The following is a 22,605-nucleotide window of genomic DNA, read 5'->3' as shown; positions in this document are numbered from 1 at the left end:
TTACTCCGATTTATTCAAGTAGTTCAGAAGAAGGTAACTTTCAACTATGGTTTCCGTTAGGATTTGTGTTGATTTTCTTTTACTTGTATCGCAGTGAAAGGTACCATTCATCTAAAATGAAAGCGAGTCTTTTAGGACTTTCCATAGCAATATATCAACTAATTCGTCATTATATCATCTAAAAATGAAGAAAATCTCCAATACTACTCACATGTTACATTGGGATAACCCAGATGTGGTAGTCGATGTAATAAGAAAAAGTTGGTCGGGTTTTTAATCTGCAAGTAGAAAATGAAAAAAGAGACTTAACCAAAACAAAAAGCTTTATAGGTCCGCTGCATTATTATTCAATTAAAAAAGAGCTGAACCTTTTAGGAGTTAATTCCCTTAGGTTTCAGCTCTTTTATTAGATAAGATACTTCTCTTCAATAATTCTTCTATGATGCAATTCATGTCCTGCAATTATGTAAGCCAGTGCAGCAACTGAAATTTCTCCGTTATTCGCAATTCCCTTTCTGTTCCAACATTTTTTAGGGAGGCATTTTATCAAGCTGATCGTTGAATGTCTAACAGCTGTAAATTCTTCAAGAAGGTCAGGTATGGAACGGCAATGAAATGCGGCTTCTAATACATAAGAATTGTCATCATAGCCGGCTAACGCAGTTTGATCACCTCTCGCAAAACGAAGTAGACGATAAGCCATAATTCGTTCAGTATCCGTTATATGACCAATTACTTCTTTCAAAGTCCATTTCCCTTCGGCATACCGATAGTTTGCCTGTTCTTCATTGACTTGAGAAATCATAGCAGTCATTTCCTCAAGTTGTTTAAGAAGAATCTCTTGCAAAGAACCTTCTTCGATCAAGTTAATATAATTCGCGTAGTAAGCCGGATAGTCACCGATTGCTGGTTTAATGTCCATTTTGATCACTCCAATTTTGCTGGTAATAAAACCTTTGATTAAGTTGCAACTAGTGGAATACCTAATCTATTGGCAATTCCTTTTGCACCTTCGTCCATCACTTGGTTGTGATTCCAAACGAAAAAAGGGCGTAGCAAGGGGGCTGCGAAATTCATCCATTTCTTGTTCGTGTTAACCTCCCAAGTATATCGTACATGAGTGATTTCACCTTCTTGAGACAATGTCCAAATGCCTTTGCCTTCTAACTCACCCGACGCCTTAATTTCAATGTATCTTGGACTTTCTTTTTTTATGACTTCCGATTCAAACGAAAGTTGGTAGAGAAGCTTGGTATGGAAGGTGGTAATAAATCGATCTCCAACTCCGTTCAATCTCTTACCCTTTTTTATTTTCTTAGCGTCCATTCCATTCCACCAATCACCGTGGTCAAACCCATTGATGAGTTCCCATATCTGTTCGATGTCAGCTTCGAACTTCCAATGTGTTTCAAATTGATATTGATATCGAGACATAGTATGACCTCCACTAAACTTTATGCTTTTGTGGATATATACCCGAATTGTCGCAGTTCAATAAACTTTATTTGGGAAAGAATAAAAATACATTCCTTATAGGAACGACTGATTCTCATGATACAATAAACGTAATTGAAATGGAGGAAGTTACATGTCTTTACCCGTACAAAAAAACGACCGCATCACGGTTCATATAGAAGATTTAACACATGACGGAGCAGGTGTCGCAAAAGTAGACGGCTACCCGTTATTTATTGTTGGCGCATTGCCAGGAGAAACGGCAGAAATTCATGTGATGAAGACCTTAAAATCATATGGTTTTGGAAAATTAATCGAAGTGATAAAACCATCCGAACATCGAGTGGCACCACCATGTCACGTCTTTGATATTTGTGGTGGTTGCCAAGTTCAGCATTTATCTTATGAAGGACAACTTCTATGGAAACAACAAATGGTGAAAAACGCCATGACACGCATCGGCAAATTACCAAACGTACCTGTACATCCTGTGAAAGGAATGGACAACCCATGGCGCTATCGCAATAAATCTCAGATTCCATTCGGACTTCAAGATGGTAAAGTCGTCGGTGGCTTTTACCGAACTCGTTCACATGAAATCGCAGACACAGATGTGTGTATCATACAAAGTGAAGAAGCAGATGACGTTCTACGTGAAATGAAACAAGTCATGCGTGAATTAGGCATCATGCCGTACGATGAAAAATCTCATCAAGGGATGCTTAGACATATAGTCGTTCGTAAAGGACGTGCAACAGGCGAAATCATGGTAGTACTCATCACGAATAAAAAGAAATTCCGTGAAAGAGACGAAGCGGTTAAAGAAATCAGAAGAATTCTACCGGAAGTAACGTCGATCGTTCAAAATATAAACGGTGAAAAAACGAATGTGATTTTTGGTGAAACTACGATCACATTATGGGGCAAAGACGCGATTGAAGACTTAATCGGAGATGTACGTTTCGAAATTTCAGCTCGTTCTTTCTATCAAGTAAACCCAGAACAAACAGAAGTGTTGTACCAACAAGCATTAGATTATGCGCAACTTACAGGTGAAGAAACAGTGATTGATGCCTATTGTGGAATCGGAACCATTTCGCTATTTTTGGCCAAACAAGCAAAGCAAGTACTAGGTGTAGAAATCGTGCCTCAAGCCATTGAAGACGCAAAACGAAACGCAGAAATCAACGGCTTCACAAACACCTACTTCGAAGCAGGTCCAGCAGAAGTAGTCATACCGAAATGGTACAAAGAAGGAAAAACAGCGGATGTACTAGTTGTCGATCCACCGCGTAAAGGTTGCGATGAAGCTTTGCTACAAACAATCTTAGAACAAAAACCGAAGCGAATTGTGTATGTTTCATGTAACCCTGGAACACTTGCAAGAGATTTACGAATCTTAGAAGACGGTGGGTACGAGACGAAAGAAGTACAACCAGTGGATATGTTCCCTCAAACGACTCATTGTGAGGCTGTTGCTTGGTTGGAATTGAGAAAATAATGGAAGAGGAAGTCCGGAATCTTTAATTGATTCGAGGACTTCCTTTACATTCATGATCGAAAAAGAAGTGGGATATTTGGACATTATTTTTGGACAAGAAAATGAAGTTGTATCCATAGTGAGAGGATTTGAGTTTAAAATGATCGATAATTTTTGGCGTGATTTACCACGACCATTTTTTGTACTTGCACCAATGGAAGATGTGACAGATGTTGTTTTTCGTCATGTGGTAAGTGCTGCTGGTCGACCGGATGTATTTTTTACAGAGTTTACAAATTCGGATAGCTATTGTCATCCAGAAGGCATGAAAAGTGTGCGTGGCCGTTTACTCTTTACAGAAGATGAACAGCCAATGGTGGCACATATTTGGGGGGATAATCCCGAATATTTCCGTCAAATGAGTATTGGCATGGCTGAGTTAGGATTTAAAGGGATCGATATTAATATGGGCTGTCCTGTACCGAATGTGGCAACGAGAGGGAAAGGTAGTGGCCTTATTCTGCGTCCAGACGTTTCAGCAGAACTAATTCAAGCTGCAAAAGCGGGCGGACTGCCTGTCAGTGTGAAAACTCGACTTGGCTATAATGAAGTAAATGAGTGGGAGGAATGGCTAACACATATTCTAAACCAGGATATTGCAAACCTTTCGATTCACTTACGTACAAGACAGGAAATGAGTCAAGTTGATGCGCATTGGGAGTTAATTCCGGAAATCAAAGAATTACGTGACCGTATCGCACCAAATACGCTAATAACAATCAATGGAGACATTCCTGACCGTCAAACTGGGCTACAACTTGCATTGAAATATGGTATTGATGGCGTTATGATCGGTCGAGGTATCTTTAAAAATCCTTTTGCTTTTGAAAAAGAGCCTAAAGAACATAGCAGTAAAGAATACCTTGATTTATTAAGACTGCAGCTTGATCTTCAAGATCAATATGCCGAAGAGGTGCCACGTTCAATCTCTGGACTTCATCGCTTTTTCAAAATTTATGTCAAAGGATTCCGTGGAGCTGGTGAATTAAGAAATCAATTAATGAACACGAAATCCACAGATGAAGTGCGTGCATTGCTTGATAACTTTGAAAAAGAAAGTTGATGGGACGGGAACAGTGCAATAATTTAACACTCAAAAAGTTAGAGGCACTTGGATCAGCTGAGAATGCGGTTATAGAAGTTAATGAATTAGAGTAAGCATATTAGAACGCTCAATCTGACATAAAAGCCACTCACAAAATAATACATTTAGTAAGACTTAGAGTATCTGTAAAAAACTCTAGGTCTTTTTTTGTTTAATAACTATGCCTTCGGCGTATTCCATCATGAACGCTTTGATAAGGCTGTATGGACCCTAAGAATATGACGAGAATAAAAGATTTAGATATGGTATATTATGGTATTATAAGGTGAGGAAAAAAGGGGGCCTTTATAATACGTTCACGGAGTATTGTTGTCTTCATTGTTAGTTCTGTTCTCTCTGTCTTATTTATAAGTTGGAACTGGATTCAGAAGCACATTCTGATGAGTGATATACCATTTCAGTTTTCTATGTCTGAAGGTTTATCCTTTAACATATCCATATTATTTACAGTATTGATGCTAATTATTGTCTTGTTTTTTTCAGACCGATTTTTAAAAGTCGTGACTGGGATTTATGGATTTTTTACGATATTTTGTTTAGTTATCTTCATGAAAAGGTGGTTGACTTACGAAGATTATACTATCTGGAAGTACTTAGACTTGGTGTTTATATTAATGTACGCAATTCCTACAATTGTAGGCTTATTGTTAATATATAAGATCAAATTAAACACCCCTATGAAATGAAACCACTAAAAGTAGTGAATGATTTATAAAGGTTGTAAAGGATCAACAAAAGTCTAAATATAAATTTTAACTACCTCAATGATTAGAAATAAACACATGTTCAATTCTTTCTCCAAAGGTCTGTCCCCTTCTTTAGGTCCATACAAATTTTATTGCTAAAAGAGCTTATATATCGGCATATGTTATATTGATTAGGTAAATTAGGATTGTCGCAATCAGTGAGATGGCTAAAGTGGACAGGTTTGTTCAACTAGAAAGTTTTGATAATGAATTAGTAGTCGATGAGAAACAAAATGAAGTGGCTTAAAATTAATAGGATTAACTATAAATATGAGGATAGGCGCGTGAACCGCTACTACAGGTGAATAAATGAGACATACCTACTTAGGTGAAACGATACAATTTGAAATCAATTACAAAAAGCGGGCATCCATGGGTGTTCATATAGACGCCTATGGACATGTTGAAGTCCAGGCTCCTAGAGGGACATCCGATGCAATAGTGATTCAATTACTAGAGCGAAATTGGGATCAGATTCAGCAAAAATCAAAAGAAATGAAGGAAAGAAGGCTTGGGCCAAAGGAGAGGGTCTATCATCATGGTGAGAGCTTTCTTTATTTGTGGAAGACCTATCCTATTCAGATTTCTCAAGATAGCACGATTAAGCAAGATCATGTCGATTTTGAAGAGGGTATATTACATATATTTGTGAAACAACTAGAGGATGAAAAAATTAAACAAGCTTTAAAACGATTTTATTATCAACGGTGTAAAGCTTTGGTAGAGAAAAGTGTCAGAAACCATCAAAGTGACTTTAAGGTAAAACCACGCTCTATTCGTATAACTGATAGTCAAAAAACATGGGGCACTTGTGATTCACAACTGCAGTTAACATTTAACTGGAGGCTGGCAATGGCGCCACTAGAGGTGATTGACTATGTGGTCGTTCATGAAATGTGCCATATGGTCCATCTTAATCATGATCGATCCTTTTGGCGTCTTGTTGGGAAGATGAGTCCCAATTTTAAGGAACAGGAAAATTGGTTAGCCCAATCAAGCTGGAAGATGACCGTTTAATCGTTTAATTTAAGGACCTGTGTACTTAGTAACTAGCTACAGGTTTTAATAATGAATGATGAGATGGAGGCAATCATTATTGCGTTATTTATCGCTAGATCATGTATTTTACCAGAGCAATTAGTCATATAAAATTGCGAGTTAAGTTATAAGAGCTTTAAGTTTAATTTGCGGATATTTAATATTTAAATGAATGTATATCATCTTTGATAAAATCAGTATTTTAATAATATGCTATAGCGAAGGAGGCTTACGATGAAGGAACTTTACATAAAACAAAAGGTATTCAGTCTCAGTGGCAAATTTACGGTGATCGATCAGCAGGAGAACGACATTTATTACGTAGAGGGAAGTTTTATGCAATTCCCAAAGACTTTCTCCATTATGAATACAACTAGAGATGAAGTCGCGCTTATTACGAAAAAAATGTTAAGCTTTTTACCGAAGTTTTTTGTTGAGGTAAATGGTCAAGAGGTGTTAACGATTAAGAAGGAGTTTTCTTTCTTAAAAGCACGTTATACGATTGATGCTGCAGATATTGAGGTACTTGGTAACTGGTGGGATATGGATTTTCAAGTTTTACAGCAAGGTGAAGTCATCGGCCAAGTGAACAAAGAGTGGTTCACTTGGGGCGATAGCTACAAGGTGCAAATATTAAATGAGGAAATGGAAACCATCATTATAGCGTTAGTGATCGCAATTGATTGTGTGAAGGCTGACCAAGCGGCTGCATCGTCCGCAGCGACGATTTAATGCAAAGTCGTACATACGATGGGTCCTTGTAGTCACTCAAAATTAATACCAAAAAAGTAGGGGATCTCAAATGGATTTCCTGCTTTTTTATCGAAAAAAATGAAATTAGAATGTACAATTCATTCGAAATGTAATTTACTTTAAAAAGAGGTGAAATTTATGAATTTCTTGTATGAGATTATTTCTGAAGAAGAGATTGAATGCTGTAGAGAACTTTGTAATGAACTCATGGTCTTTCAAAAGTCAAAAGCATACATACAACCAGAACTGTTTGATAACATGAATTTTGACACACGCATGATTCCGTCCGTTAAAAAAGCATTACACAATTATATTGTGGTAGTGAAAGATGAGAATCAGATAGTAGGATATGTGTATTCCAATATTTCTCCAAAAGAGACGTATTCAAATGAATTCGCCACTTTTTTTGATCTTTCTAGTGTAATTGGAGACAACGTTGGTTGCTTATCTCAATTTTATATAAGAGAAGGATATCGAAAATATGGGATTGGTTCAAAGCTAATTACAATGTCAATGGAGTGGTTGCAACAGTTTGAAGAAATCGAAGATTATTTTATCTTTGTTTCAAACGGAAATGATGATGCCTTGGAATTCTATAAACGAAAAGGATTTTCCGTTAGCCATGACATTTTAGAAGGTTTTATTACAGTATTACGAAAGCATAAAGGTGAAAATATTAATACATAAGCAATTAAAGTTGAATTATCCAAAAGGGACTTCCAAGTGAAAGTCCCTTTTAAAATGTTGTTTATTTCAACAAAACAAGTGTTATTCCTCTAAAGCTATTTTTAAGATAATTCCTCGATTATTATCTGAATTTGAAGCATTTAATCGTTTCATAGAATTTATTCAACAGAAATTGTCCTAAATGGTCGGAAAATTGAGACGAATTATCCAAAGGAGATAGGACGGTGATTGGTTAACTATATAAGTGTAGGAATTTCTTGACTATACTTAACTCTTTTCCTATGGGAGCATTCTTCAAATAGGACAAAGTGTGAGTATTAAAAATGAATTCTTAACATGAATTATGAGAGAGGATGAATCAAGGGGATGAAGAGAAATTTTTCAAAAGGGTTATTTAGTTTCTTAGCATTTATACTAATTTTCTCAACGTTTAGTCTAGGTGCAACAGCAAGTACTACGCCAAAAACACAGTTGACCGAATTGCAGTTAGCTGAAATTTTTGGTGATATTGAAATGTCTTCAAGCAGACCGACATCGGTTATTGTCGAGCTAAAAGCTGAGTCCATTGTTGAAGCAAAAAACAAGGGGAAAAAGCAAACGAAGGCAAATTTAAGTGCCGAACGAGGTAAAGTAATCAATGCATTAGAAAAAGCAGTAGTTAGTGCGGATGTAAACAGAGAATATGACTATGTATTTTCAGGCTTCTCTGTAGAACTACCTGCTAATGAAATGATTAAGTTATTAGCAATCCCAGGTGTGAAAGCTGTTTATCCGAATGTACATTATACAGCGGATGTCATTTCTGCAGAAGAAATTACGGCAGAAGCATTCAGCCCAAATATGATGGAAAGTGCTCCATTTATCGGTTCGAATGAAGCTTGGGAAAGTGGTTTCACTGGTAAAGGGATAACAGTAGCTGTTATTGACACTGGTGTAGACTATACGCATCCTGACTTAACGCATGCGTTTGGGAGTTATATAGGATGGGATTTCGTTGATGACGACAACGATCCACAAGAAGGTGCAGGACAATACCATGGTACACACGTATCTGGTACAGTAGCTGCAAATGGGCAAATCAAAGGCGTTGCACCTGAAGCTACATTGTTAGGTTACCGCGTTTTAGGACCAGACGGTGGTACAACTGAAGATGTGGTTGCTGGTATTGAACGTGCAGTGCAAGATGGCGCTGACGTAATGAACTTATCTTTAGGTAATTCACTAAACAATCCTGACTGGGCAACTTCTATTGCTTTAGATTGGGCAATGGCTGAAGGAGTAGTAGCAGTTACTTCTAACGGTAACGCAGGACCAAACAACTGGACTGTTGGATCTCCTGGTACTTCTCGTGATGCTATCTCTGTAGGGGCTACTCAGCTTCCTTATAACGTATACACTTCCGTATTATCAACTTCTGAAGGTGTAAGTTATCCTACTGCAAAAGTAATGGGATTCCCTTCAGATGAAGAATTATTAGCTTTAAATGGAGAAGAATATGAGTTTGTTTATGTAGGACTAGGTGCTGAAGCAGATTTTGTAGGTAAAGATCTGACCGGAAAAATTGCTTTAATTAGCCGTGGAGGTTTTGCATTCGTTGATAAAGCAACTAATGCTAAAAACGCTGGAGCAGTTGGCGCAATCATTTTCAATAATGTGGCTGGCGAACATGCAGATGTTCCAGGTATGGCTATACCGACAATTAAAACTGAATTAGCAGATGGACAAAAACTTCTTGCTGAATTAGCAGCTGGCAATAACAAAGTTTCTTTTAACGTTGCATTCTCGAAGCATGTTGAAGAAACGATGGCCGATTTCTCTTCACGTGGGCCAGTAACATTATCTTGGATGATTAAGCCAGATGTTTCTGCACCTGGTGTGAATATCGTAAGTACGTTCCCTGGCAACACATATGCTGCGTTACAAGGAACAAGTATGTCTTCTCCTCACGTTGCTGGTGCTGCTGCAATATTATTGCAAAAGAACCCTAATTGGGGAACTGAAGATGTAAAAGCGGCATTAATGAATACAGCTGTAGATGTGATTGACCCTGCTACAGGAGTGGCATACAAACACAATTCCCAAGGTGCAGGTAGTATTCGTATCGTTGATGCGTTAAATACAAAAACGCTTGTAGCTCCTGGTAGCCACTCGTTTGGTAAATTTGTTAAAGGTAGTGGCAAACAAGTAGAAAAACAAAGCTTTGAAATTAAGAACCTATCAAATGTACGCAAGAACTATAGCTTTGACGTAGAATTTGATGGAAATCCAGATGGAATCAAAGTGATGTTAAGTAATAATTTAAAAGTAAATGCAGGAAAATCTCAACAAGTGAACTTCAATGTTCAAGTAGACACTTCTAAATTAGTGCCCGGCTACTATGAAGGAACGATTACAATAAATGATGGCACTCAAACAATTGATGTTCCTACGATTCTGTTTGTAGGAGAGCCGGATTATCCTCGTGTAACTGGCGCATTCATGGATAAAGTAGAAAATGGGTACTATGTTGGTGCTTATTTACCTGGCGGCGCTGAAGTACTTCAGTATGACTTATATGTACTCAATGCAAATGGAACAGTTGGTGGAAAGGTAGATACATTAGGTTATTATACAAATGCTTCTGCTCCATATCATGAATTCTTATGGGATGGAACTGTACAAAACGGTATAAATCTACCTAATGGAGATTGGGTATTGGCAGTTTATGTTGAAAAAGCTGGAGTTGCTGAGTATAAAGCTTATTTAGTAACAAAAGAATAATAGATAAATTAAAAGGATTCCAACTAGTTTTCTAGTTGGAATCCATTTTACTTCTATTGAATAAGCGTTATTGATACATATCATTCGTTAGTAAGAGGACTTGCCGTTATTTTCTGGTCGCGAGGTAGCGCAAGACCAACGAGTCCGATTATGGGTAAGAATGAAATGATGATCATTGTATGATAGATCCCAATATGGTCCATCAAAATACCGATTGAGACAGCTCCGATTGCACCCATACCAAATGCTAGTCCAACAGTTAACCCCGCCATCGTCCCAATTTTACTCGGAACCAGTTCTTGTGCATAAACCACCGTTACCGAAAAACTCAGCATGATGAAAAATCCAATGAGGATGAGCAAAAGAATGACAATTGGCAGTGGGACATACGGCAAGATAAGAGATAACGGAATTGGAACGATTAACGACAGAACGATGACATTTTTTCGTCCCATTTTATCCGCCAAAGGCCCACCGAAAAATGTACCAGCTGCTCCGACAGCTAGAAATAAAAATATTAAAAGTTGTCCTTTTTGAATCGTTAAGCCATAAGCTTCAATTAAATGAAAGACATAAAAACTAGTTATATTCGTTACATAAATGGAGCGGGCGAAAATAATTAGAAGTAACAAAGTAAGTGCGATACCAATTTGTTTTTTTGTTAAATTGGCCATGGAAGAAAGGAGCACTTTTTTCCGATTCAATAATCGTTCCTGTTCTAACTGGCCATTATACCAAGCGGATATCTTCATTAAAATAAAAATTCCTAGAGCCGCAACTAATATAAATAAAGCAATCCCTCTTTGTCCAAGAGGAACTAAAATAAATGCACTGATGAGTGGAGCTAATGCTTGTCCAGAGTTTCCTCCCACCTGGTAAATAGATTGCGATAAACCTCTTTTAGAACCCGCAGCCATAAAAGATACCCGAGATCCCTCAGGATGGAAGATGGCAGAACCAAGTCCAACAAAAATGACGGAAACGAGAATCATCCAGTATTCTGGAGCAAATGCGAGTCCTGCGATTCCAAGTAATGAAAGAGTCATTCCAAAAGGAAGGGAATAGGGTCTAGGCTTCAAGTCGCTAAAATAACCAACAACCGGTTGTAAAACGGAAGCAACCATATTCAAAGCAAAAGCGATTAATCCCAGCTGTGTAAATGTAAGACCGAGATCTTTTTCAAGAACAGGAAACATCGCTGGAATGACCGATTGCAGGGAATCATTTAATAAATGAACGCCGCCAATCGCAAATATGATTGGATAGACTGGATTTGAAGCCAATGAAGATGAAGCTGTTTTTTTAGTTGTCATAACACACAATCCTTCTGCACTCGAAATAAATAGATGAATACATTATAACAACCACTTTAATAGAAAGAAACATAACACCCTCAGTTAGATAGGGTGAAAATACAAAAAAACACCAAACAATTAGTCTGGTGTTTTTGAAAAATACGATTCAATTATTGAGTTATTGCATCCGTTAGAGTCATGATATTGCTCTATTGCTCAATTATATTTCTCGAGTTATTGTCTTACCGTATTGTAATTTCCTAATTTTATTTTTTTCTTCTACTTGCAATATTCTCATTCACCATCTCATACATAGACTCAACACCAGCTTCAGAAGCAACAAAACTAAATGAGTTACTTACATGTATCCCCATACTGTCTGCTTCCTTAGCAGCATCGATGTTTGCTCCAATGAAAATGAACTCCCAGTTATGATTTTCTTCTTGGTGTTTAATGAGGTCTTTTATTTTTTCATAAGTGAATTCGCGGCTAGCGTTTTCCATTCCATCTGTTGTGATGACGAATATGACTTTGTCGGGTTTACGATCTTCAAGTGTTTTCGATAATCTGTGATCGACTTCTGATATGGTTTTTCCAATTGCATCTAATAGAGCTGTCATGCCTCTAACGTAATATTCTTTCTTCGTCAGTTTTGCTTTGGTTGCGTCGATGCCGTTCCATAATAATTCGTACTGATCATCAAACAGAACTGTCGTGAGGGAAACTTCTCCTTCAAGTTGGCACTGCTTTTCAATAAAAGCATTAAACCCTCCAATCGTGTCACTTTCTAAACCAGACATGGAACCGCTTCGGTCTAACAGGAAAATAATTTCAGTTAAATTAGTTTTCATTATCATCAACCTCTTTCGTTTGTTGGTATGATAATAGTAGCTAATTTTTAAGAAGGTTTGGTCGCCTGTGAAGCGACATTTTTGAGGGGGATGTTCATGAGTGATCAACAGATGTTGGATGAGTTAAAAGAGTATATCGAGTTTCACTTAAGTATTGAAAATTTGGTTCTCCATAATAAATTGCAAGATCTTGACTACACGATTCAAGCTGAAAGTTTTTCACTTGAAATGGAGTATTATATTAAGAATCATCGTCAACCAACGGTGCATCAAGTATTGTTTAACTTTATTGACGAAAAAGGATTAAGTGACACCGATATTTATAAGAAGGCGGGTATCGACAGAAGACTTTTTTCGAAGATCCGTTCTAACCCAGAGTATCGACCTAGTAAAAATACAGCCATTGCTTTAGCTCTGTCATTGCAGTTAGATAAGGAAGACACTGAGTCACTACTTAGTGCTGCTGGATATTCCTTATCAGATAGCAACACCTTCGATTTGATTATTCAATATTGCCTCGAAAACAATATCTATGATTTGTTTTCAGTCAATCTAGCTTTAGATCATTACAATCAAAAAACTTTGTGACATTGCAAATATTTAATGGGTAATAATGGTATATTAGTATGGGGGGTGATTGTGATGTTCGGGAATTCAATTTCACAAGATTTTGAGGTTAAAATAATAATATTTCTTATTGGTTGTTTTGTATCCATCATGATTAGTAATGCTGTTTTAAGAAAAGTGCTGAACGTAGAGAAGAGAAAGTTTTTCTCCTACAACTTTGTGAATGATCTTCATAAAAAAGGGGAGTGGATTATTAGAATTAGTTTTGTCCTCATATTCACAGCAATTAATATATACGTTATCAACAATTCATTTACACCATACTTTATTTATGCCGCCATCGCATTTGGTATTATACTTTCCGGTTTCAGAGCAATCATTGAAAAGAAGTATGCTGAAAACCCGAGGGATTACCTATATACGCTTAGTGAGACTGGGTTCGCTTTCATCATCATATTTGTCATGATAATTTTAGTGCTTCCAGAATACATGGCATTACTGATCTGAATGAATATAAACATTAAAAAACGCTTGTCATCAGAAGAAGTAATTTCACTTTCGATGACAGGCGTTTCTATTTTATTCATTCAATCATGTGCCACAATACGTTCGGTAAGGTAGGTTCGACTGAGTAGGTACAGTGTTGAAATCTGTTTGTTCCTGGGAATGCGCATATGGATTGGAAAGGACTTTAAGTAGGTTCTCCATAACACTGTAGTCCCCATTTTCCACCGCAGCTTCGATTGCTTCCTCTACTCGATGATTTCGAGGAATAATCGCAGGGTTACTGTTCTGCATCAATTGCTGTGAGTCTGCTTTGGATTCATCTTGTCTAGTACGCCTTTCTTGCCATAATTCATGCCACTGAATAAATTCATTACTACTAAACAATTCTGCATCCTCTAATTGATTCAAAGTCAGCGCACGGAAGGTGTTCGTATAATCTGCTTTATGCTTTTGCATCAAATTTAGAAGATTTTCAATTAGCTCTTCATCTTGCTTTTCTTCATTGAAGAGTCCAAGCTTGGCACGCATCCCAGCAAACCAATGCACATGATACAAGTTGTTGAATTCTCCAATGGCTTCATGCGCTAATTCAATCGCTTTTTCTTGTTCTTCATGCAATAAAGGCAATAAGGATTCAGCAAATCGCGCGAGGTTCCAACCAGCCATATAAGGTTGATTGCCATACGCATAGCGGCCTTGCTGATCAATCGAACTGAAGACGGTTGCTGGATCATACGAATCCAAAAATGCACATGGTCCATAATCGATTGTTTCTCCACTAATTGTCATATTATCTGTGTTCATGACACCATGAATAAAGCCTACTAATTGCCATTTTGCAATGAGAGCAACTTGGCGTTTAATCACTTCTTGAAGGAATGAAAAATAGCGATTTTCTCCGTCTTCCATCTCTGGATAATGTCGTTCAATCGCATAGTCCGCTAGTTCCTTTAATTCATCGATGTTTGTCCAATTTGCCGCATACTGAAAAGTTCCAACGCGTAAATGACTTGCAGCTACACGTGTCATAACGGCACCAGGCAATTCGGTTTCACGAAGGACGGGTTCGCCCGTTTCTACAACTGCTAAACTACGAGTAGTAGGGATTCCCAAAGCATGCATCGCTTCGCTAATAATGTACTCGCGTAACATTGGTCCAAGAGCCGCGCGACCATCCCCACGACGGGAATATGGAGTTGGTCCAGAGCCTTTAAGTTGAAGATCGAATCGTTCACCTGTTGGTGTCATTTGTTCGCCAATCAATAAAGCACGGCCATCTCCTAACATATTAAAATGTCCAAATTGATGCCCAGCATAAGCTTGAGCTATTGGCAAAGAGCCCTTAGGAACCTCGTTTCCTGCAAGGACTTGGACACTTTCCTCACTTTGCAACGCCTTTATATTAAATCCTAACGACTTTGCTAAGGGTTCATTCAGAAAGATTAACTTTGGTAAACGCACCACATTTGGCGTAATGTTTGAGAAAAATGACTGTGGCAGGTGTGCATAACTATTATCTAAATTCCATCCTGTTTCGTTCGTTTGTTGTGTCATTAAATTTCATCCTCGTTTTTTTGTCTTATATAACTCAACATTTTTCTATATGGATAACTTTGAAACTCTTCATGACTTTTAGTCGTATATAATTTATTAGAAAAGAGAGGTGTATCATCGTGGTGAATGTGATTTTCTGGTTAATCATTTGTATTCCTTTATATGCAGTATTGATTTGGCAGTATGTAAATCCAAAAGAAGCAATGTTATGGGGCAAGCGTTGGATGTACCAAGATGAGCCTCAAATAACTGATAGTGCTATTCGTAATACCAAATTGTTGTCTCTTTTTGGCATGATATTTTTATCAATTATTTTAATAATTTTATTTTTGTCTAAATAAAAATTCAGTGACTTCTACCTATCTATAGTATACCCTTCAGACAAGAAGTTAGCCTCTTCACTTGTTTAGCATCTTGCAGAGGATATACATACATAGCGTTTGCGAAATTTTGGAGGATTGGAAAAATGGAGAAACAGCAAGCTATAGTCTTAAGCGATTATTTTGACCGCTGGAATGTATACGGTTCTTCAACTTATGAACTCAATAAATTAGACACAACAAACGATACGCTCATTCATTTTCATCAATGGGCTAATAAAAAACCTGTCGTAGCCGCATTTGATGTCAACAAACTAGGTCATGATCGTTATTATTTCTTATTCATTGATTGGCACCGAAATGATAACTATTACTTAGTAATTTATGCGTACAATAAATCAACGACTCTAGCCGAACTCAACAAAGTCATTGAAGAAGACGGCGAAACACTTCTTTCTTGGAAATACAATCCGTTAAAACGAGATGGGAAAAATGACGTTCGGAAATCGTATTTTAAGCAAACGCATGGGTCAACAACCATGAACATTCCACTTCCAACATCTGTTTTAGAAGTTGAACCTTTTGTAAATCAACTCTTTAAGCTTTGTCAAAATCGTGTTCGAGCGGATCGAATAGTGGAGATTTTGGGTCCTTCATCATAAAGAAGTATTTGAAATCATAGACTATACATATCAGTAACGCCCAAAATTTCGGGCGTTATTTTCTTTTTATTGGCGTATTCAATGAACGAAAAAAACAACGACATTTATGAAATCTGATAACATGGGATTATATGAAACTTTGCGATGGGGGAGATTTTATGTTCTTAGATCGGATTAAGAATGAGTTAATTCAAAATCAGCCTCTTTTTATAGGTGAAGACACGGCGATGCGTTCAGCCGTGCTTATTCCATTAGTAAAAGTAAACGAAGAATGGCATGTCCTTTTTGAAGTTCGTTCACTCACGATGAGACATCAACCTGGCGATATTAGTTTTCCAGGAGGTCGAATTGATCCAACCGATGCATCACCAATTGACGCAGCCATTCGAGAAACTCATGAGGAGTTAGGAATCGATCCAAGTGAAATAACCGTCATCGGTCAGATGAGTGCTTTTATTCCAACTTCATCCTTTGTTGTCTATCCATTTGTTGCGACAATCGATAACCATTTAACGCATTCTCTTAATAAAGATGAAGTCGAAGAAATCTTTACAATTCCAGTTAATTGGCTGTTAAATTATGAGCCTTATTTACATAAGGTGCCTGTTCAGCCTATGCCACTAACTGATTTTCCTTATGAAAAAATTGCGAACGGCGATCAATATCAATGGAGATCGCGAGTTATTGAGGAATGGTTTTATGACTATGAGCAGTACACGGTTTGGGGCTTAACCGCACGAATACTAAAGCATTTCATCGATACGATTAAATAGACGATACAACAGAGGAGTTCTCTAATGCGCATTGAACATATCTTTCAATTAGATTTTGCTTATTTAGAAACATTTTCAGCGCGGACAGATACGAAATGGGGTTCATTGTTTTTAAATGAAAATCAGCCTTCCTATTACGATGCCAACCATGCACATATCAATGAACCTTGTGAAAATCCGCAAGAGGTGATGGAGGAAGTAATAGCGTTTTATCAGTCTAAAAATATCATTCCAAGATTTTATTTGTACAATTTAGAAGCGATTGGAGATCTTATCTCTACATTAAAAGATAATCACTTCGGCTATGAAGAATTAACGACGCCAGTTCAACTTTGGGACAATAAAATCTTGAATAAAAAACTGAATGAAAATGTCTTGTTTGAAGTAGTGAATGAAAATAATTATTCTGAAGCACTAGATATTGAATGCAGCATCAAAGAGTTTGGTGGAAAAGATGTAAGGGAGAAAGCATTTGAAGAAGAATTTAGTCATCCCAACTTCATTCACTATTTGCTTCGATATGACGGGGTAGCGTGTGCAACTGCTTGTCTATTTATTAGTGGAGACCAAGCGCGATTGGAAAGTGTAGCTACTTTAGAAGCGTATAGAGGAAGAGGCTTAATTGGCGACTTGATTCATTATATACAAAAGGAAGCGGCAAAAAAGGATTTAGAAAATCTTTGGGTCTTCCCGATTAATGAGGAAATCGAAAAAGTCTATTTGAAGTACGGATTTCATACAGTAGAAAAACTAATTACGGGACACGCATTTTTAGGTGGCAAAAGTATAGTAGAAATTCGAGGATAAAGTGACTATCATTTGGAGGAATCGGTATGTATGATCCAACCATCTTTGACAATTTAAAAGTAGCTTTTGAAAACCAAGTGTACGATCTCGATAATTTGGAAAATGAAATCACCATTACAAACCGAATCGATCGAATGGATTTTGCGGTAATGGGCAGGGAATTCACCATTGAATTTACTCTCGTCGATTTGCCTGACGTCACTGCGGAAATTGTATTAGAAGCTTCATTAGAAAATACCGCAGCTGAGATCATGGAACTACCAGGAAAAAATCCAGGTTGTTCTTTGTTATTGCGCTTTTATAAGCGTGTTCACAATGTGACGAAGCAGTGTAAGGAAATTGACCAAGCTTTAAAAGAAATTTGGGAAGCTGACCAAAAACTAACCCAAACATTAAGCTTCATGTATGAACAAGACACTTCTAGCTACTTAGATACAATCGAAGTTTCATTTAATCACCTAATAAATGAAGAGCACATGGATGAGATTGAAGAATTTCTAGAACATGTATTAGAATCACTAGAAGTGTTAAATGAAATATAAAAAAAGAGCGATGACTTAGTCATTGCTCTTTTTTGTATAAGACAGAATGTCCTTGTCATTGTAATTCAATCGAAAAAAGATAAACTAAATCATTATTTGGTATCTTCATGAAATCTTCTTCAGTTTCAATTTCACGGACATATGCAAACTCATCATCATTTGAATATAAAAGTGTGGAAATGATTTTTTTCTCTCCCATTTTTATCGGACCAGTTCTAACATTACTTTGACTCGAGCCATATTCACCTTCAACAATATGTTCGATATTCTGAAAAGAACTAGTAGACAATTCAGAGGAACTGTCAACGGTTAGATTAGTGAACCACATTTCCTCACTATTATTAGCTGTTTGTCTTAAAATCATAGCTCTCAAATGATCTTGCTGTTGCTCTTTTGAAATTAAGTGAGTTAATTGACTTATTTGACTGATGAACTTGCCGTTCTCATAATAATCGATCGTCACAATTACTTTTCTGATTGAATCATCCTTCAATTCAATATCAAAGATTTGAAAATCCTTGTTCGAAAGACTAAGCAGTTTTTGTTCATATTCACTCAGCTTTACATCCTTAATAAAGGCATCACCAGATGAATTTTCGCCATCACAAGCAGAAATGAAGGAAAGGAGAAGTACAACAAAAAATAACATCTTTAAATGATATCCTCGACTACCTCTCACGAATCGCTTCCTCTTTTAGTAAGCGATTCGCTTCTTCTAATCTCGCAACCCTACTCTCAAGATTGCTATTCGGTATTGTAGTTTGACGATTTTTAGTTATTAAACGGTAGATAAAGAAAATGATCAGTCCCAAAATCACCATTAAGATTACCGGTGACCATCCTAATAAAGTTGACATATTTCCCCTCCTTTTTATTCATCATAACTTACAAATACGTCAATTCCAATATCAACCAAATGAAATTTTTAAAGAGTTATTAGGGAATACCAAGAAATTTAATAATAAAAGAATAAATGCTAATTTTTAACAAGTTGCAGGATTTTTGGAAGTCTTTGGAGAAAGGTATGTGATGATGAGGTTACACCGAAAGGTTTTCATCATAAACGATTAAAATTGGAGTGTGTGTGATGGATTTTTTCATATTCTTATGCGTGTTTATAGTTTTGATTTTAGCTATTAATAAAACGATTAAATTTTCATCATCAATATTAATTTTACTATTATTCTCCATAATTGCTAATGTAGCTCTAGCACAGAACTATACACAAAGTTTGATTCCTGAAGCGAATGACGGAATAAGCATTTCCAATCAATTATCTTACATGATAATAGGTGAAGATCGCTGGTCCCATGAGTTGTTTGAATCTACATATAATTCATCAACTATAATTTCGATTGTACTTTTAATTGTCTATTTGCTCACTTTGGTTTTAGAAAAGTTTTTAAGAGAAAAGTCGTTGAAAAATAATAATCTTTAAAAGGAGAATCCCATGTATTTGTTGAAAAACGGTCTTGTTTTAGATATAGGAAGTGGTGAATTTCATAAAACAAATATCATGATCGATGAGGGTAATATTATTTCTATCGAAGAAATACACAATGAAATTCCGGTTGAAGTAATAGATGTAACAGGAAAGTATATTATTCCAGGTTTAATAGATATGCATGTTCATATTAAACACAAGTTCGCTCCATTATTTACAGCTGCAGGAGTGACGACTGTTCGAAATACAGGAGGAAATGTTAACGAATTAGAATCATTGAGAAAAGCCACTAATGATTCGACAACTCCTCGAGTTATTTCAGCGGATCGTTTAATCGACGGTCCCCCTGGATTATGGGGAGAAACGAGTCCTTGGAACCTCAATGTTTCTAATAATGAAGAAGCAAGGAATGAAGTGAAGCGACAAGTTGAAGCTGGTGCTGATTTAATTAAAGTATATGGCTGGTTATCAGAAGAAAATATGAAAACAGTTGTCGAAGAAGCGAAGAAACATCAATTAGATGTTAGTTGTGATCTAATTTACTCAACTGACGTGACTGCAATCGATGCGGCAAAAATGGGTATTAAATGGAATGAACATGCATCGGGTATTCTTCAATTATTATTTCCAAAGTGGTCTATGAAGGCAGAAGATACAATTTGGAATGAGATTGACTGGAAAAAAGATTATCGTCAAGAATTAGAACCGATTTGTCAGGAATTAATCAATCATAGTGTTATCATATGTCCGACATTAACGCTTTACGATCAGTTATATCGTATGCCAGATGTATGGAAGCCAACAGCTGAATTTCCAGCGAGTCTCTCGAATCCTCAAAATCTAGTTAGACAATGGACGTATTTAGAATCGTTAAAAGAAGCATTACATAAACAGGGAAAGCCCATACATATTATTAAACAAATCGTAAAGCTTTATCACGATTTAGGAGGAATGATTGTTGCGGGGACCGATACGCCAGCAGGTGTTTGGACATATCCTGGGCTTGCTCTTCACCGAGAATTACAACTATTAGTAGAGTCGGGTTTAAGTGAATTGGAAGCATTGCAAAGTGCAACAAGGCATGCTGCTTTAGCTCTAGAAATAGATAATCTCGGAGAAATCAGTTCGGATTTCATTGCAGACTTATTAGTGTTAAATAAAAATCCTTTAGAAAATATTGAACATACCTTGTCCATTCACCAGGTTATTAAAGGCGGGAAAGTATACGAGCAAAAAGAGATATTAGCATCCGTTCCTTCCGATGATGAAGTAGAAATTATAATGAATAAGTTTATTCAAGAATTTCAAGACGGTTTATTTGTAGGAAAACTTTGAGATTAAACAATAATATAGGTGGTTTTGATCATGACATTTATCTTCACTTTGATTGTAACCTTACTTATCGGTGCATTTATGAACATCATATTTAAAACGACTAAAGTTACTGATTGGTTAGGCGTTATAGCTGTCTCGATTTTTAGTTCCATGATTATCACGGTTCTTTTATAGAACTGTTTTTGTAAAGGGGGGAAAACATGTGGGTTCAACGATTTATTGATACAACACGAGGAGCATTTGAATTGTTTGAAGCGGGTCAAGGTGAACCGCTGGCTGTTACTCATTTATACTGCGCTTTTAATGAAAAAGGGAATTTGTTTGCCAATCCATTTACATCCCACTATCGAGTGTATTTAATCAACCTTCGAGGTTGTGGGAATTCAGTGAATGCTGATCATGAAGGTCAATATAGCATGAATGAAACCGTATTAGATTTAGAGGCAATTAGGGTAGCGTTGGGATTGGAAAAGTGGGGGTTTGGAGGACATTCAACCGGTGGAATGCTTGCGTTAAAATATGCCATAGTCGCACCATCTTCTCTTACTAAAATTATTGCTGGTGGAGCTGCAGCGAGTATAGAATACGGATTGGATCCTAACAGTATTTATTGTTCAGAAAACAAGAACTTTAATCGAATAATCGATATTATGGACAAACTAAATGAATCTTCAACTCAAGTTGAAGAACGTCAGAAACTTGGATATGAGTGGGCTTTGATGTCCTATTTCTCAGAAGATAAATTGAAAGAAGCTTTAACAAAACCAAACAGTGGAAAGACAGTTGGCGCTCGTTTAGATTACTTTAGAAAGATTGAATGTAAGACCTATGATCTCCGAAATGATTTAGAAGATGTGAAATTACCAAGCTATATATACGCTGGTAAGCATGATGCACAATGTCCATATAGATTCGGTGTTGAAATTGCCAATCTATTACCCAACTCAACATTTATCACGTTTGAAGAAAGTAACCACAACCCTTTTTCGGAAGAGGAAGAAAAATTCCAAGAGTTTGTGAGATTAACTGTTTAAGCATATTTATGATTTATTAGAGAAATTAATTAGTAGATTAGAACGGGGGAATTTTAATGAAACTAGCTGAAGCATTAATATTAAGAACCGATTCTCAAAAGAGATTAGAACAGGTCAAGCATCGGTTGCTTTTAAATTCTAAATTCCAAGAAGGAGAATCGCCAAGCGAGGATCCGAAAGACTTAGAAAAAGAATTAAAGCATTTACTTAAACAGCTAAAACAACTCATTCAAAGAGTAAATCGTACAAACTTATTAACACCATTTGATGAACAACGATCACTTGGAGATGCTTTAGTCGAACGTGACCTAATTGGCCAAGAAAGAAAAATATATAGCGAATTACTGGACCGCGCATCCGTGCGGCATGATAGATATTCAAAGACAGAAATCAAATTCGTCACGTCAATCAATGTAAAAGACACACAAAAGCATGTAGACGAGTTATCTCTCAAATTCCGTTTGATTGATACTCGAATTCAAGAACTGAATTGGTTAACAGATTTAGTCGATTAATTGAGCAAGTTGGTAGCAAAATGAAAAGGCGAGTATAATCCGCCAACTGGACAAGTTGGAACTCAATGGCAAAGGTTCAGGGGTAACCTTGAGGTTCAAATCCTCTTACAAGTTAAACCCATGACAGTCACAGTTTTACAAGTTACTTATACAGTTTACTACCGCGTACTGATTTTCATTTTGTGAGGGTGGATTAGGGGATGCAATGTCAAAAAGGAGCTGCTACGGTGGCTCTTTTTTTGATTAAACAAAGCTGTTATGAATAAAAATAGTGAAAAATTCTATTAAGATGGGCGTGAGAAATGAATGATGAAA

General features: G+C 36.7%; 25 protein-coding genes. 18 read left to right on the top strand and 7 right to left on the bottom strand.

Features of this window, described 5'->3' with window-relative positions; all coding sequences use genetic code 11:
- Nucleotides 1-406 precede the first annotated feature (406 nt).
- Nucleotides 407-922: a DinB family protein gene (locus tag AC3EA5_RS09645; RefSeq protein ID WP_488608135.1), complete on the bottom strand. Its 516-nt coding sequence runs from the start codon at nucleotides 920-922 to the stop codon at nucleotides 407-409.
- Between the two features lie 38 nt (nucleotides 923-960).
- Entirely contained in the window at nucleotides 961-1,434 is a 474-nt protein-coding gene (locus AC3EA5_RS09640; protein WP_488608134.1) for an SRPBCC family protein, read from the bottom strand.
- A gap of 154 nt (nucleotides 1,435-1,588) precedes the next feature.
- Between AC3EA5_RS09640 and rlmD the strand changes: the two genes are divergently transcribed.
- The 6 genes from rlmD (at nucleotide 1,589) to AC3EA5_RS09610 (ending at nucleotide 10,084) form a co-directional block, all read left to right on the top strand.
- Nucleotides 1,589-2,956, top strand: coding sequence for a 23S rRNA (uracil(1939)-C(5))-methyltransferase RlmD (rlmD, locus tag AC3EA5_RS09635; RefSeq protein WP_488608133.1), 1,368 nt, complete (start codon nucleotides 1,589-1,591; stop codon nucleotides 2,954-2,956).
- A gap of 139 nt (nucleotides 2,957-3,095) precedes the next feature.
- A complete protein-coding gene (locus AC3EA5_RS09630) occupies nucleotides 3,096-4,058 on the top strand; it encodes a tRNA dihydrouridine synthase (RefSeq protein ID WP_488608213.1) in 963 nt (320 codons plus the stop codon).
- 1,097 nt (nucleotides 4,059-5,155) lie between these two features.
- Nucleotides 5,156-5,863, top strand: a complete 708-nt coding sequence (locus AC3EA5_RS09625; protein ID WP_488608132.1) for a M48 family metallopeptidase — start codon at nucleotides 5,156-5,158, stop codon at nucleotides 5,861-5,863.
- Between the two features lie 255 nt (nucleotides 5,864-6,118).
- On the top strand, nucleotides 6,119-6,616 hold the full coding sequence (locus AC3EA5_RS09620) for an LURP-one-related/scramblase family protein (protein ID WP_488608131.1): 498 nt from the start codon (nucleotides 6,119-6,121) through the stop codon (nucleotides 6,614-6,616).
- 159 nt (nucleotides 6,617-6,775) lie between these two features.
- The gene (locus AC3EA5_RS09615) at nucleotides 6,776-7,324 is read left to right on the top strand and encodes a GNAT family N-acetyltransferase (RefSeq protein WP_488608130.1); all 549 of its coding nucleotides are present in this window, start codon (nucleotides 6,776-6,778) and stop codon (nucleotides 7,322-7,324) included.
- 366 nt (nucleotides 7,325-7,690) lie between these two features.
- Nucleotides 7,691-10,084, top strand: coding sequence for a S8 family serine peptidase (locus AC3EA5_RS09610; RefSeq protein ID WP_488608129.1), 2,394 nt, complete (start codon nucleotides 7,691-7,693; stop codon nucleotides 10,082-10,084).
- A gap of 80 nt (nucleotides 10,085-10,164) precedes the next feature.
- Here AC3EA5_RS09610 and AC3EA5_RS09605 read toward each other — a convergent pair whose 3' ends face one another.
- Together AC3EA5_RS09605 and AC3EA5_RS09600 are read right to left on the bottom strand one after the other, a co-directional pair.
- Nucleotides 10,165-11,397: an MFS transporter gene (locus AC3EA5_RS09605; RefSeq protein WP_488608128.1), complete on the bottom strand. Its 1,233-nt coding sequence runs from the start codon at nucleotides 11,395-11,397 to the stop codon at nucleotides 10,165-10,167.
- A 248-nt stretch (nucleotides 11,398-11,645) separates the two neighbouring features.
- Nucleotides 11,646-12,230 (bottom strand): vWA domain-containing protein, encoded by a 585-nt coding sequence (locus AC3EA5_RS09600; protein ID WP_488608127.1) that lies wholly within the window; start codon nucleotides 12,228-12,230, stop codon nucleotides 11,646-11,648.
- A 96-nt stretch (nucleotides 12,231-12,326) separates the two neighbouring features.
- Between AC3EA5_RS09600 and AC3EA5_RS09595 the strand changes: the two genes are divergently transcribed.
- Both AC3EA5_RS09595 and AC3EA5_RS09590 read left to right on the top strand, forming a co-directional pair.
- Nucleotides 12,327-12,818: a hypothetical protein gene (locus AC3EA5_RS09595; RefSeq protein ID WP_488608126.1), complete on the top strand. Its 492-nt coding sequence runs from the start codon at nucleotides 12,327-12,329 to the stop codon at nucleotides 12,816-12,818.
- Nucleotides 12,819-12,872: 54 nt separating this feature from the next.
- The gene (locus AC3EA5_RS09590) at nucleotides 12,873-13,304 is read left to right on the top strand and encodes a DUF4181 domain-containing protein (protein WP_488608125.1); all 432 of its coding nucleotides are present in this window, start codon (nucleotides 12,873-12,875) and stop codon (nucleotides 13,302-13,304) included.
- 84 nt (nucleotides 13,305-13,388) lie between these two features.
- Here AC3EA5_RS09590 and AC3EA5_RS09585 read toward each other — a convergent pair whose 3' ends face one another.
- Complete coding sequence (locus AC3EA5_RS09585; RefSeq protein WP_488608124.1) at nucleotides 13,389-14,858, bottom strand: protein adenylyltransferase SelO; 1,470 nt, start codon at nucleotides 14,856-14,858, stop codon at nucleotides 13,389-13,391.
- Nucleotides 14,859-14,977: 119 nt separating this feature from the next.
- Between AC3EA5_RS09585 and AC3EA5_RS09580 the strand changes: the two genes are divergently transcribed.
- The 5 genes from AC3EA5_RS09580 to AC3EA5_RS09560 all read left to right on the top strand — a co-directional run bounded on the left by AC3EA5_RS09580 (nucleotide 14,978) and on the right by AC3EA5_RS09560 (nucleotide 17,962).
- Nucleotides 14,978-15,199 (top strand): hypothetical protein, encoded by a 222-nt coding sequence (locus AC3EA5_RS09580; RefSeq protein ID WP_488608123.1) that lies wholly within the window; start codon nucleotides 14,978-14,980, stop codon nucleotides 15,197-15,199.
- Nucleotides 15,200-15,324: 125 nt separating this feature from the next.
- Nucleotides 15,325-15,840 (top strand): hypothetical protein, encoded by a 516-nt coding sequence (locus AC3EA5_RS09575; protein ID WP_488608122.1) that lies wholly within the window; start codon nucleotides 15,325-15,327, stop codon nucleotides 15,838-15,840.
- 158 nt (nucleotides 15,841-15,998) lie between these two features.
- Entirely contained in the window at nucleotides 15,999-16,613 is a 615-nt protein-coding gene (locus AC3EA5_RS09570; RefSeq protein WP_488608121.1) for an NUDIX hydrolase, read from the top strand.
- A gap of 24 nt (nucleotides 16,614-16,637) precedes the next feature.
- Nucleotides 16,638-17,420: a GNAT family N-acetyltransferase gene (locus tag AC3EA5_RS09565; RefSeq protein ID WP_488608120.1), complete on the top strand. Its 783-nt coding sequence runs from the start codon at nucleotides 16,638-16,640 to the stop codon at nucleotides 17,418-17,420.
- Nucleotides 17,421-17,446: 26 nt separating this feature from the next.
- Entirely contained in the window at nucleotides 17,447-17,962 is a 516-nt protein-coding gene (locus AC3EA5_RS09560) for a hypothetical protein (RefSeq protein WP_488608119.1), read from the top strand.
- Between the two features lie 55 nt (nucleotides 17,963-18,017).
- Here the strand turns inward: AC3EA5_RS09560 and AC3EA5_RS09555 are convergent, their stop codons facing one another.
- Nucleotides 18,018-18,641 (bottom strand): hypothetical protein, encoded by a 624-nt coding sequence (locus tag AC3EA5_RS09555; RefSeq protein ID WP_488608118.1) that lies wholly within the window; start codon nucleotides 18,639-18,641, stop codon nucleotides 18,018-18,020.
- Nucleotides 18,631-18,819, bottom strand: a complete 189-nt coding sequence (locus AC3EA5_RS09550; protein ID WP_488608117.1) for a hypothetical protein — start codon at nucleotides 18,817-18,819, stop codon at nucleotides 18,631-18,633. The genes AC3EA5_RS09555 and AC3EA5_RS09550 overlap by 11 nt, the downstream gene beginning before the upstream one ends.
- Nucleotides 18,820-19,049: 230 nt before the next feature.
- On the opposite strand from AC3EA5_RS09550, the gene AC3EA5_RS09545 reads away from it, so the two are divergent.
- Genes AC3EA5_RS09545 through AC3EA5_RS09525 form a run of 5 tightly spaced genes read left to right on the top strand, consistent with a single transcriptional unit; the run spans nucleotide 19,050 to nucleotide 22,290 of the window.
- Nucleotides 19,050-19,400 (top strand): hypothetical protein, encoded by a 351-nt coding sequence (locus tag AC3EA5_RS09545; protein WP_488608116.1) that lies wholly within the window; start codon nucleotides 19,050-19,052, stop codon nucleotides 19,398-19,400.
- 12 nt (nucleotides 19,401-19,412) lie between these two features.
- The gene (locus AC3EA5_RS09540) at nucleotides 19,413-20,741 is read left to right on the top strand and encodes an amidohydrolase family protein (protein WP_488608115.1); all 1,329 of its coding nucleotides are present in this window, start codon (nucleotides 19,413-19,415) and stop codon (nucleotides 20,739-20,741) included.
- Nucleotides 20,742-20,771: 30 nt separating this feature from the next.
- The gene (locus AC3EA5_RS09535; protein ID WP_394189135.1) at nucleotides 20,772-20,915 is read left to right on the top strand and encodes a hypothetical protein; all 144 of its coding nucleotides are present in this window, start codon (nucleotides 20,772-20,774) and stop codon (nucleotides 20,913-20,915) included.
- Nucleotides 20,916-20,941: 26 nt separating this feature from the next.
- On the top strand, nucleotides 20,942-21,775 hold the full coding sequence (locus tag AC3EA5_RS09530) for an alpha/beta fold hydrolase (protein WP_488608114.1): 834 nt from the start codon (nucleotides 20,942-20,944) through the stop codon (nucleotides 21,773-21,775).
- A 56-nt stretch (nucleotides 21,776-21,831) separates the two neighbouring features.
- A complete protein-coding gene (locus AC3EA5_RS09525) occupies nucleotides 21,832-22,290 on the top strand; it encodes a DIP1984 family protein (protein WP_488608113.1) in 459 nt (152 codons plus the stop codon).
- Nucleotides 22,291-22,605 lie beyond the last annotated feature (315 nt).

The sequence above is a fragment of the Paenisporosarcina sp. genome (assembly GCF_057785155.1).
This window is presented reverse-complemented; position numbering and strand designations above follow the sequence as displayed.